At 64.0% G+C, this 12,166-nt stretch carries 6 protein-coding genes; 1 reads left to right on the top strand and 5 read right to left on the bottom strand.

Going from position 1 to position 12,166, the window contains the following annotated elements:
* Position 1: 1 nt before the first annotated feature.
* From AC3CB8_RS04605 to AC3CB8_RS04585, 5 genes are all read right to left on the bottom strand, one after another.
* Complete coding sequence (locus AC3CB8_RS04605) at positions 2–1,528, bottom strand: malonate--CoA ligase (protein ID WP_023772075.1); 1,527 nt, start codon at positions 1,526–1,528, stop codon at positions 2–4.
* Between the two features lie 155 nt (positions 1,529–1,683).
* Complete coding sequence (locus AC3CB8_RS04600) at positions 1,684–2,421, bottom strand: GntR family transcriptional regulator (RefSeq protein WP_023772074.1); 738 nt, start codon at positions 2,419–2,421, stop codon at positions 1,684–1,686.
* 388 nt (positions 2,422–2,809) lie between these two features.
* Positions 2,810–3,487 carry a ribulose-phosphate 3-epimerase gene (gene rpe, locus AC3CB8_RS04595; protein WP_015314661.1) on the bottom strand — a complete coding sequence of 226 codons (678 nt, stop codon included), beginning with the start codon at positions 3,485–3,487 and terminating at the stop codon, positions 2,810–2,812.
* 219 nt (positions 3,488–3,706) lie between these two features.
* A complete protein-coding gene (locus tag AC3CB8_RS04590) occupies positions 3,707–7,567 on the bottom strand; it encodes a DUF7929 domain-containing protein (protein ID WP_352563382.1) in 3,861 nt (1,286 codons plus the stop codon).
* Positions 7,568–7,577: 10 nt separating this feature from the next.
* Positions 7,578–9,791, bottom strand: coding sequence for an NHL repeat-containing protein (locus AC3CB8_RS04585; protein ID WP_352563383.1), 2,214 nt, complete (start codon positions 9,789–9,791; stop codon positions 7,578–7,580).
* 242 nt (positions 9,792–10,033) lie between these two features.
* On the opposite strand from AC3CB8_RS04585, the gene dnaK reads away from it, so the two are divergent.
* The gene (dnaK, locus tag AC3CB8_RS04580; protein WP_023772071.1) at positions 10,034–11,950 is read left to right on the top strand and encodes a molecular chaperone DnaK; all 1,917 of its coding nucleotides are present in this window, start codon (positions 10,034–10,036) and stop codon (positions 11,948–11,950) included.
* The last annotated feature ends 216 nt before the right edge of the window (positions 11,951–12,166 follow it).

Genomic DNA, 12,166 nt, shown 5'->3' with positions numbered 1-12,166 from the left:
CTTAGCCGGCTTTGCTTGGGATGTAGAGATCCTTGTAGCTGTCGCGCAAAAGGTTCTTCTGCACCTTGCCCATCGTGTTGCGCGGCAGGTCGTCGACGAAGATCACCCGTTTGGGATGCTTGTACTTCGCCATGCGGCCGGTGATAGCGTCGAGAATCTCGGCCGCGCTGATCCGCGACGCGGGCGAGCGCACGACCACAGCGGTGACGCCTTCGCCGAAGTCCGGATGGGCAAGGCCGATGACGGCGCTTTCCAGGACGCCGTCGAGCGCGTCTATCTCGCTTTCGAGCTCCTTCGGATAGACGTTGTAGCCGCCTGAGATGATCAGGTCCTTGCCGCGACCGACAATGTGGACATAGCCGTCGGCGTCGATCATGCCGAGGTCGCCAGTGATGAAGAAGCCGTCGGCGCGGAATTCCGCCTTGGTCTTTTCCGGCATGCGCCAGTAGCCGCGGAACACGTTCGGGCCCTTGACCTCGATCATGCCCACCTCGCCCTGGGCAAGCGGCTTGCCGGAATCGGGATCGGCGATGCGCAGCGACACGCCGGGCAAGGGGAAGCCGACCGTTCCGGCGCGCCGCTCGCCCTCATAAGGATTGGAGGTGTTCATGTTGGTCTCGGTCATGCCGTAGCGCTCGAGGATGGCGTGGCCGGTACGGTCTCGCCAGGCCTTGTGCGTTTCGGCCAGCAGCGGCGCGGAACCAGACACGAACAGCCGGATGTTTTTCGCCGCCTCGCGATCCAGCCCGTCCTGCTTCAGCAGCCTGGTATAGAAGGTCGGCACGCCCATCAGGGCGGTGGCGCGCGGCAGCAGCGAGACGATGCGGCCCGCGTCGAATTTCTGCTCGAACAGCATCGAGGCGCCGGCCATCAGGGTGACGTTGGTGGCGACGAACAGGCCGTGCGTGTGGAAAATCGGCAGAGCGTGGATCAGCACGTCATCCCTGGTGAACCGCCATTGCTCGACCAGCACCCGCGCGTTCGAGGCGAGATTCTCATGGCTGAGCATGGCGCCTTTCGAACGGCCGGTCGTTCCCGACGTGTAGAGGATCGCCGCAAGGTCGTCCGCGCCGCGCTCCACATCGTGGAACTCGGAAGACTGACGCGATGCCTGGTCCGCCAGGGATCCCTGGCCACCGCGGTCGAGCGTGACCACGACGGCACCGGACGGCTCGACCATCCCACGGATGTCCGCCGACCGTTCCGGATCGCAGACGATCACCCGAGGTGCCGCATCCCCAAAGAAATAGCCGAGCTCGGCCAGCGTATAGGCGGTGTTGAGCGGCAGGAAGACGGCGCCGGCGCGCACGCAGGCGAGATAGAGCAAAACCATCTCCGGGCTCTTCTCGACCTGCACGGCAACCCGGTCTCCGGGCGCGACATCCATTTGCAGGAGCGCATGCGCAAGCTGCGCCGAGCGTGCCAGCATGTCGCCATAGGTGAGCGAGCGTCCATCATCGGTTTCCATCAACATATGCCCAGGCGCCGGCATCCGGGACCGGAACGCATCGAACAGATGATTGCTCATGACATCTTCCCAGGGTGATGCCGGCCGCGGTCTCGGCGGCACGCGACGAAGAGTTCGCGTTTCCCAGCCCTGCCGTCAAGGCCGCGACAGGCTGCCCTGCGTCCACCGAAAAGATTCGAGGGATGGGACGGCAGAGGGCGCCGACCAAACAGCCGTCAACGCTGGGCGCGCTGACCCGGACCGGCGGGTGCCTCGCCTTGCCTGAAGCGTTCCATGCACATGGCGGCGGTCAGCTGGTAGTGATCGATCAGGGCCTGGACGGCACCATCCGCATTTCCGTCCAGCGCATTTTCAGCAATCAACCGATGTTCGGCGAAATCGTCGCGCTGGATGCTCTCCCCGTCATTGGCCATTTGCCTGTAGCGGTAGGCGTGATCGGAAAGCTGGTCGCAGAAGCCAACCAGCCAGTGCGACCGGCACGCCGAGATCAGCACCCGATGGAAAGTGCGATGCACTTTCTCCCACTCCGGATTGAGCGACGAGCTACTTTGCGACGAAAGCCGTGAGGCCCGCCCCAGCCGATGCAGCGCCAGCACCAATTGTTCTTCCCATTCGGCGGTCCGGTGGGCAATGGATTCGCGCAAGGCCCGCTCCTCGAGCCAGCAGCGGGTGCGCGTCAGTTCCTCGAGTTCCGTCGCGCTGACCGGCATGATGAAAAAGCCACGCTGGTCATGGCGGCCAAGGAGACCTTCGGAGGCAAGGCGATTGAGGGCTTCACGAACCGGAGAGGCACCGGCGCCATACTTGGAAACGACCCACTCGACGCGCAGCTTGCTTTCGGTTTCAAGAGCGCCGCCGAGAAGATCATCACGCAATTGATGATAGACCGTGCTGGCAAGTGTGCTCTTGGCTCCGGTCCCGTCGTCGCTCAGATTGGCAGCTCCGTACGTCAAAAGCGACTCCTTGTCCCCTTACTGTCGTCTTGGGCAATTCGAGTCCGAAATTCTCTCTCCGTACGTGTACCATACAGCGCTACGCTTCCGGCACTCAAGCAGAAGATCGCGCTATTGTACTTTAGGACAATGAAATATACGCAAATGCGCGGAGCCGATCGCGAGAATTCGAATATTTCTACAACCAGCAGAAGTTTAACGTGGTTTGTATGCACGCAGGATCATCTGTTTCTTGTGCTCCCATGCGAGCATCTTTTCTGTCGCGCGCAAAGACAGCAGGCGACTGCCCGAATCAGATCGCCGCGCAGCCTGATTCGGATATGCGGCAGACCACGCCCTTCCAACGACGCCGGTCCGCAGCAATTGGCCCCGGAATGACCGCGCTGTGTTAGCCGGCGGCCTTGTCGGCCGCCGCCCTGATCGCTTCGATATTGGCGCGGTAAGCCTCGACACTGCCACCCCTGAAGATGGCAGCACCGGCCACCAGCACGTCGGCGCCGGCAGCGGTGACCAAGGGGGCGGTTTCCGGCGAGACGCCTCCGTCGATCTCGATGCGGATCGGCCGGTCACCGATCAGCGCCTTGATCCTTCTCACCTTGTCGACCATTGCCGGGATGAAGGCCTGCCCGCCGAAACCCGGATTGACGGTCATGATCAGGATCAGGTCGAGCCGGTCGAGCACATATTCGATCGCCGTTTCCGGCGTCGCCGGATTGAGCGAGACGCCCGCCTTCTTGCCGAGATTCCTGATTGTCTGCAGCGAGCGGTCGAGATGCGGCCCGGCCTCGGCATGCACCGTCATGCCGTCGCAACCGGCTTCGGCGAAGGCGGCGAGGTAGGGATCGGCTGGCGCGATCATCAGGTGGCAGTCGAAAAAGGCCTTGGTGCGATTGCGGATCGCCTTGATGACAGGCGGGCCGAAGGTGATGTTTGGCACGAAATGCCCATCCATCACGTCGAGATGGATCCAGTCGGCACCGGCCGCCGCCACCGCCTCGACCTCGTCACCGAGCTTCGAGAAATCCGATGCCAGCACCGACGGTGCGATCAAGGTTTTTTTGCTCATCTCGCGGCCTTTCCGGGCGCCCTTTTGCTACGATCGCTGCGTACCGACTGCCTAAAGCGCTCCCGGGGACTTGTCGAGGGCGCCAGTACAGCGGTTCCACAGGCAGGGTAACGTCGCGGCGTTCCCGATCCTGTCGCCGCCAACCTTCGCCTGCCTGGATCATGAAGAAAAACCCGCCGGATTGCTCCAGCGGGTTTTCGTTTGGTGTCGCGCGGGTGCTTACTGCTGCTGGAGCTTCAGCACCCTGTTTGGCACCGGGTCTTGCTGCTGGTCGATCGACTGCCTGCGCCGCGGCAGCAATTGCAGCAACTGCCCCGGATCGATTTCCAGCGATGGCTGCCCGCGCATCGGCCGGCAGTTCGGATAGCGCCCGACCATGCCTTCCGGACAGTGCCGCCTGAAGATCGGCTGGCACTGGCCGTTGACCATCTGCGAACCCGGCGCGCATTCGCTCTCTTGCCTGGGCTTGCGGCACGCGCCGTCGATCACCTCGGTCCCGCGCGGGCAGAGGCATTCGCCGCGCTTGTTGCGGACCTGGCCGCGTATGTCGCACTGCTCCAACTGCGGCTGCTTGCGCCGACAGGCATTGCCTTGCACCTCGCTACCCTTCGGGCAAACGCAATTGCCATCTGAGTCATGGACCTGGCCTCGGATGGTGCACCGGTCAGGCTTCGGCCTGATCGGCCGGCAGGCCCGGTCTCGCACCTCGGTGCCTTGCGGGCAGACGCAGTCCCCGTCCGCATTGTGGACCTGGCCACGGATGGTGCACTGCTCGGGCTTCGGCCCGACAGGACGGCAGGCGCCATTGCGCAGCTCGGTGCCTTGCGGGCAGACGCAATCGCCATCGGCATTGCGGAACTGGCCAGGGATGCGGCACTGCTGAGGCTTTGGCCGGATCTGGCGGCAGGCCCGGTCTCGCACCTCGGTGCCTTGCGGGCAGACACAGTCCCCGTCCGCATTGTGGACCTGACCACGGATGGTGCACTGCTCGGGCTTGTCGGTCCCGACGCATTTTCCGTTCTCCAGCTCCGTGCCGCGCGGGCAGACGCAACGTCCGTCCTCGGTGCGGATCTGGCCTTCGAGCAGCACGCAGCGCGGCGGCGGAGGTGTCGGCAGAACATTGGTGCCGCCGCCGGTGCACTGGCCATTGCGGAAGGTGGTGCCTTCCGGGCAGACGCATCTGCCGGCGTCGTTCATGACAAAGCCCCGCGAGCACTGGTTCTTCACCTCATGCGTGATGATGAAGGGATGGCAGGCATAGGCCTTGCCGCGATCGCCCTGCACGTTGGTCGCGTCGTTGGACAGCACGTCGCCGCCGTTCTGCACCCGTGTCTCGGGAGAGAGCACGCCAACGCAGTTCCGGCCGTTAACATTACCCTGCAGGTTGGCAAGACGCCCATCGTCGGGGATGACCACTGTCACACGGTACGAGCGGCTTTCGCCGGCGCCGAGCGTCAGGTTGGCGATGCAGGAGGCCGGCAAGGTCGTCGGTTCCGGCGAACAGCCGAAGGGCGGCTCGATCGAAGTGATCGCGACGCCTTCCAGCCGGCCAAGCCCATCGACGCCGATCGCATCGCCGATGCGGACCGGGCCCGAGAAGGGGCTCGTCCCGTCATTGGTGATGGTGATGTCGAACGAGCAGGGCTGGCTCAGCCTGCATTCGCGGTCGCCGGTCTTCTCGACACGGATGGTCGAGGAGCCGCCGCCCTTGGCGCAGGCTTGGCCGATGGGGTAGACGACGTCGTCGCCCTGCGCCGGCCCATAGGAGCCGCGCGCGCAGTTCTCGAATTCGCCATTGGCCCAAACCGTCACGTCGAAATGCCTTGAGGTCCCAGGCGTCATGACGGCGCCTGGTATCTGGCACGACAACGCATTGGCCGGAACCGGTCCGCATGCCCATTCCGCGCCGTCAGGGGTCACGGTCTGGATCTGCACAGGCGCGCCGCCCGAAACCAGCGTGGCGGCATCGTCGACCCGCACCGGACCGGTGGGGGCAGCCGTGCCGACATTGGCGACGGTGATGCGGCAGGACACCAGCGCCGCGCCGGCCAGCGAACCGTTGCACGCCTTGGTGATGCGCAAGGTCGGCTGGCCGCTATTGGGATGGCGGATGCGTTCCTTGGCGCAGGCCTTGTTGTTGGTGAGATCGACCTCACCGGGGATGGCCTTCACCTCGGCGCAGTTCTCGACCGTGTCGGACCGGTAGCCGGCCGCCATGACCGCCTTGACGAAGATCGGCGTCGAAGCGCCCGCGGGCAGCGAGATGCCGGCATTGTCGCAGCGGAACTGGCCGGGGCCGTTAGGGCCGCATGTCCAGGGGGGGCTCGGCCCGGAGGTCGAGGATGCCGGCGCGCCGCCGGGGTAGTTGTCGATCACCGTCAGCGGCCCGTTATAGGTCGATGTGCCGTTGTTGATGATGTCGATGATGAAGGTGCAGACGCCATCGGCGGTGCAGACTTCGGTGCGGGCACGCTTCTTGAGGATCAGGTCGACCTTCTTCTCGACCGGCGGCTGGCAATCCGGATTGCGGTCGCCGCGGCGGCAGATCGGGATCGAGGCGCAGCCCCGGTCATTGGCCTGGCTGCCGAACAGCGGCTTGCCGCTGGCGCCGTAATTATAGGTTGCGCAGTTGCGCAGCACGCTGCCTTGCCAGCCTCCGGCCGGCTTGAAGCCGAGCTTGAGGTCTACAAAGGCTCCCGGAGCGAGCGTGGTCACCGGGTAGGTGCACGTCATCGGGGTGGTTCCCGGCGCGCAGACCCAGGGCGGATTGGGCCCTGAACTCAGCGTCGAGCCGGCCGGCAGCGTCACCTCGTCGAGCACGATCTTACCGTTGTAAGGCGCTGTGCCGACATTGGTGACGCGGATGGTGAAGTCGCAGCCGCCGCCCATCGTGCAGCGTGTGACGTCGGCATGCTTTTCAACCTTGAGGTCCGGTTCCTTATCCCTGGGCGGGCACCTCTGGTCACGCGGGATGACGATGTCGATGGTTTGCGTGCAGCACAGGCCCCAGCCCTCCTTCGGTCCGGCATAGGTCTCGATGCCGGTGACGATGAGGTGGATGACGTCGCCGGGTGACGCGCCGACGATCTTCCAGTTGAGCACGCCGCCGCCCGCCGGCACCTTCTGAGTGTCGGGGACGATGCTGATGCCTGATGAGGTCGTCGACACCTGCACCCATTTGCCGCTCATTTCGGGGCCGACAGGCATGTGATAGATGAAGGCACCACCGCCGGGCACGCAGTCAACCGTGCCGCGTTCGACCTTGAAACACCCGTGGTCGGTTGGAGGCGGGGGTTGCTTGTCGCATTTGGTGAGGTCGATCCGGATCGAGGTCTTTTCCCCGGTCGCGATGTTGCCGTCGTCCGGCTTGCCCGGATCCTGCGACAGGATAATGGTGCCCGTGCCGGTGCCGCCGGTGACCTTGATCATGCCCTGGTTGTCGACGTTGACCGGCGCTGGAAACGCGCCGTGGTCGATCTTGGCGGTGATGCGGAACGTGATGACGCGTTCGTTCAGTGCGCCCGAACCATCGAGATCGCTGGCGGAAATCCGGAAATCGGAAACCGTTGCCGTGTCGTTGGGGCCGGCCGAAGCGCTTACGACAGCGCCCGGCAAGGCCCCACCCGATGCATCGGTGCCGTCGCCGGAGACGGTCACATTGACGATCGAAAGACCGTGCGGAAGCTGGTCCTTGAAGTCGAGCCGGGCTTTCTTCAGCGCGGCCTCGAGGGCCGGATTGGCAAAGCCTTGCGGATTGCCGCGCAGTCCGAAGGTCAAGGTATAGAAGACATAGTCGCAACTGCGCTGGCCCCCGGTCTTGGTGAAGAACGGCACGACACGTCCGGGTTCCGGGTTGATGATGCGCGGATTGTCAAACTGCAGCGGCTGCACATCCTGGCTGGTGAGAGCCTGGACGGTCTGGGCGGCGGATGCCGGCAGTGCGGGCGCAAGGGCGACCGCGATCCCGGCCGCCATCAGCCAGCGCGCGCCGCGCCTGGCGAGTGACAGGGGTTTCATGATCGTCTCCATGACGGTTTTGGGAGATTTGGCCGCGAGCGGGAATGGGGCAAGACTGTTCATCTTTGCCTCCTCAACGTTCGCAACTGACGGCTGGGGTCCGGAGCGGCAAGGTCATCTTGCAGCAAGGGTAGTAGCCACCCTTGTCCTTGTCGGACTTCCTGTAGAAGCAAAGTCCAACATCCACTCTGTCGCCCGGATAGTGGCCGGTGATGTCGATCGTGTAGGGCTTGCCCGGTGCATGCGACATAGGTGAGGTCACCGCGACGCCTGGCGTCCTGGATTGGGCCTTGATCGAATCGCCGCCGAAGCCGGCATGGTCATGGAGATAGAGATCGGCCTCGAGACCGCGCGGCGTGCAGTAATACTGCACGTCCTCCACATCGAGACACGGAGGCAGATTGCCGGGCGGTGGGAAATCCGGCGGGTAGAAGGGGGGCTCATAACCGCCCGGTATTTCCTCATAATAGCCGGCCCGGCCCTCGCAGGGATGCCAGACGGCGACGTCGCCGACATGGCCTTCCACTTCGGGATCCTCGAAATAGCCGTCGAAATCGACGAACCAGGAGCCGAAGGGCGGCACGTTGTCCGGCTTGACCAGCTCCTTGGGCGTGATCTGCACGCCATGCACGGCAAGCGGCCCGCCCACGGCGAGCTTTTCGGCGAACTCGGGGTTGTCGCGCAATTTGTCGCCTGTGTTGACCAAGGTCTGGGTGCAGACCGAGGTGTCGAGATTGCCGTCGGCATCGTAGCCATATTGCAGATCGAGGCCGCCGGCCGACTGCCTGTTGCCTTGCGGGAAGCCGACCGCATATTCCTGCGGCGCTTCCACCCAGACCGATTCCGTCGAGGGATCGTCGGGATTTTCCCTGAAGTAGCGGATGACCTCGCCTTTGCCGGAATCGGCGAAGCGGCTGTAATCATAGCGGTTTTCGATCGGGCCGCGCTGGGCGAGATACAGGAAGCCGCTGTTGTCGAAAGCGATGTCGGTGACGGCGTAGTCCTTGTCGGCCTTCACAGTCAGTTCCCAGCGGGGATCGCCGGCGAAGGTGCCGTCGCGAGCAATGCCCACCGACCAGATTTCCGACTTTTCGCCGACCGAATAATAGAGCCGGCCGCCATGATAGGAGACGGCCCAGACCCGGCGCTCGTCCTGGGTGTAGCCCCAGCTGTCGGGGTCCTCGGAGTCGAAGGCCGCGCCCTGTAGGTCCATCACCGCGCCGTCGTCGGCGACCGGGGCCAGCCCATGCGCCGGCCGGCCGGCGACGCCATGGTCGAACGTGTCGACCAGTCTGCCGTCGGCGTCGATGCGATGGATCAGGCCGGTGTCGAGATCGGAGGCAAAGAACTGGCGGTGGGCGGGATCGAAGGTGATATTGCCGATGCCGGGTCCGCTGTTGGTGTCGAGGTCGGCGAATTTGGCGACCTGGCCGGTGATGCCGTCGATCTTCCATATGGTGCCCGGTCCGCCGCCGTTTTCGGTGCCGAACTGGCCCTCCATGAAGGTGGCGCCCGCCGTGCCGCGGCGCTGCCGCTCCGGCCTGCCGTCCTTGTCTGCGTCCGGCGTGACGATCTCAATGCCATGCAGCGAGGTAGCGGCCGCATAGAGGTTGGGAACGCCAGACGGCACACCGTCGCGCACGGCGTCATCATAGGTGAGGCCGAACACCTCACCGATCTGGCCTGCTGTCACCTCGAAGGGCGGCGGCGTGAAGACGAGCTGGCCCGAAGCCGGACCACCCAGGTGTGAAACGTCGAAGACGCGCAAGGTGGCGCGCGAGATGTCGATGAAGGTTTCGTCGACCGGATCGACGCCGGGCGGCAGCCCCTCGTCGAAATTGGGGATGATGGTGCCGGGAAAGCCGGTGACCGCCATCGAGCCGGGATAGATGATCTGGGTTTCCTGCGCTTGGGCGGCGGCGCTCAGCCACAGGTTGGCGGCAAGCGCCAGAGCCAGCAGGCCACCGGCCTGCAAGGCACCGCGCAAGCGGTTGTCGAACTCAAAAAAAAGCACGAACGCGCCGCGGATGCGAGACATGACACTACCCCCGTAGTCCAGGGGAGAGACGTCCGGACTTGCCGCGCAAATCAGGGCAAGGCGCGGTGGTCCGGCTCGTTCTTCCCTGATCGAATTGTCTGCTTTCCTCGCAGTGACGATACGCCTGCTCCTGCGCAGGGTCAACGGAATCAGCGGGAAGCCCAGCGCATCGACCCCGTCCCGAAGGCGGTGGTCGCGCCGAGCTCCTGTTGGTCCCGGAGACCATGGAGTCTCTGGGTTGCTAGTCATGGGGGGCTTCCTTTCCGGGGCCGCGCCATGCGGCACCTGGACATCAGTCGCGGGCCGGCGCGGAAAGGTTCATGGAAGCGTTGCGCAGAATGCTTGCGCGCGATGCCGCCTGTTCTTATATACGCGCCAAGCCGTGCGGCGCCGGAGAACCGGTGGGTGGACGGTATTTCTTGTGAACAGGGGCTTTCGTCGGAACGCCTTACCCGGGTCCTGAGAGCCTGCTTAGCGGAGAGACTAGAAAAATGGCAAAAGTAATCGGTATCGATCTCGGCACCACCAACTCGTGCATCGCCATCATGGATGGCAAGGAGCCGAAGGTAATCGAGAATGCGGAAGGCGCGCGCACGACGCCTTCCATCGTCGCCATCTCGGGCGACGGCGAACGCCTCGTCGGCCAGCCGGCCAAGCGCCAGGCGGTCACCAATCCTGAAAACACCATCTTCGCGGTCAAGCGCCTGATCGGCCGCCGCTATGACGATCCGGTGACGGAGAAGGACAAGAAGCTTGTCCCCTACAAGATCGTCAAGGGCGACAATGGCGATGCCTGGGTCGAGGCCGGCGGCAAGAAGCAGTCGCCCTCGCAGATCTCGGCCATGATCCTGCAGAAGATGAAGGAAACGGCGGAAGCCTATCTGGGCGAGAAGGTCGAGAAGGCGGTCATCACCGTTCCGGCCTATTTCAACGACGCCCAGCGCCAGGCCACCAAGGACGCCGGCAAGATCGCCGGCCTGGAAGTGCTGCGCATCATCAACGAGCCGACCGCGGCAGCGCTTGCCTATGGCCTCGACAAGAAGGAAGGCAAAACCATTGCCGTCTATGACCTTGGCGGCGGCACCTTCGACATTTCGGTACTCGAAATCGGCGACGGCGTGTTCGAGGTGAAGTCGACCAATGGCGACACGTTCCTCGGCGGCGAGGACTTCGACATGCGCCTGGTCGAGTATCTGGCGGCCGAGTTCAAGAAGGAACAGGGCATCGACCTGAAGAATGACAAGCTCGCCCTGCAGCGCCTCAAGGAGGCGGCTGAAAAGGCCAAGATCGAGCTGTCGTCGACGACACAGACCGAAATCAACTTGCCCTTCATCACCGCCGACGCGACCGGACCGAAGCACCTGACGCTGAAGCTGACGCGCGCCAAGTTCGAAAGCCTGGTCGAAGACCTCGTCCAGCGCACCATCGAGCCGTGCAAGGCGGCGCTCAAGGATGCCGGCCTGAAGGCTGGCGAGATCGACGAAGTGGTCCTGGTCGGCGGCATGACCCGCATGCCCAAGATCCAGGAGATCGTGAAGCAGTTCTTCGGCAAGGAGCCGCACAAGGGCGTCAACCCGGATGAGGTCGTGGCACTCGGTGCCGCCATCCAGGCCGGCGTGCTGCAGGGCGACGTCAAGGACGTGCTGTTGCTCGACGTGACGCCGCTGTCGCTCGGCATCGAAACGCTGGGCGGCGTGTTCACCCGGCTGATCGAGCGCAACACGACGATCCCGACCAAGAAGAGCCAGGTGTTCTCGACGGCCGAAGACAGTCAGTCCGCCGTGACCATCCGTGTCTTCCAGGGCGAGCGTGAAATGGCCGCCGACAACAAGGCGCTCGGCCAGTTCGACCTGGTCGGCATTCCGCCGGCGCCGCGCGGCGTGCCGCAGATCGAGGTCACGTTCGACATCGACGCCAACGGCATCGTCAACGTCTCGGCCAAGGACAAGGGTACCGGCAAGGAGCATCAGATCCGCATCCAGGCGTCGGGTGGACTTTCCGACGCCGACATCGAGAAGATGGTCAAGGATGCCGAGGCCAACGCCGATACCGACAAGAAGCGTCGCGCCGTGGTCGAGGCCCGCAATCAGGCCGAAGCCCTGGTGCATTCGTCCGAGAAGTCGCTGAAGGAATATGGCGACAAGGTCTCGGAGGCCGAGCGCACGGCGATTTCGGACGCGATCGCAGCGCTGAAGACCGCTGCCGAGGGCGACGATCCGGCCGACATCGAGGCCAAGAGCCAGGTGCTTGCCGAAGCTTCCATGAAACTTGGCCAGGCCATGTACGAGGCCTCGCAGAAGGAAGCGGCGGAAGCCGACGCCAAGGCGGATGCCGCCAAGGACTCTGACGTCGTCGACGCCGATTTCGAGGAAATCAACGAAGACGACGACAAGAAGAAGTCGGCCTGAGCAGCCTGACGGCAGGATAATGCGAAGAGCCCGGCGCAAGGCCGGGCTTTTTTGCAACCCTTGCTGAAATAGTGGCGCGCACTTCAGAAAAAATCACTCAAAACGACGGACAAGTTCGCGCCGGCCCTAGCATACGGGCAGCACCGCTCCTAAATCGAAACAACGTGCCGGCAAACGACGCAACATTGCATCAAGACGTTGAACATCCGGACTGCG

The sequence above is a fragment of the Mesorhizobium sp. P160927 genome (assembly GCF_057766385.1).
The sequence above is the reverse complement of the archived record's forward strand: the minus strand, read 5'-3'. Positions and strand labels throughout refer to the sequence as shown.

What these genes read in the sequence shown, in the direction of transcription:
- rpe (WP_015314661.1), bottom strand. Translation starts at nt 3,487, where the DNA reads ATGAGCAAAAAAACCTTGATCGCACCGTCGGTGCTGGCATCGGATTTC.
- AC3CB8_RS04605 (WP_023772075.1), bottom strand. Translation starts at nt 1,528, where the DNA reads ATGAGCAATCATCTGTTCGATGCGTTCCGGTCCCGGATGCCGGCGCCT.
- AC3CB8_RS04590 (WP_352563382.1), bottom strand. Translation starts at nt 7,567, where the DNA reads ATGAACAGTCTTGCCCCATTCCCGCTCGCGGCCAAATCTCCCAAAACC.
- AC3CB8_RS04585 (WP_352563383.1), bottom strand. Translation starts at nt 9,791, where the DNA reads ATGACTAGCAACCCAGAGACTCCATGGTCTCCGGGACCAACAGGAGCT.
- dnaK (WP_023772071.1), top strand. Translation starts at nt 10,034, where the DNA reads ATGGCAAAAGTAATCGGTATCGATCTCGGCACCACCAACTCGTGCATC.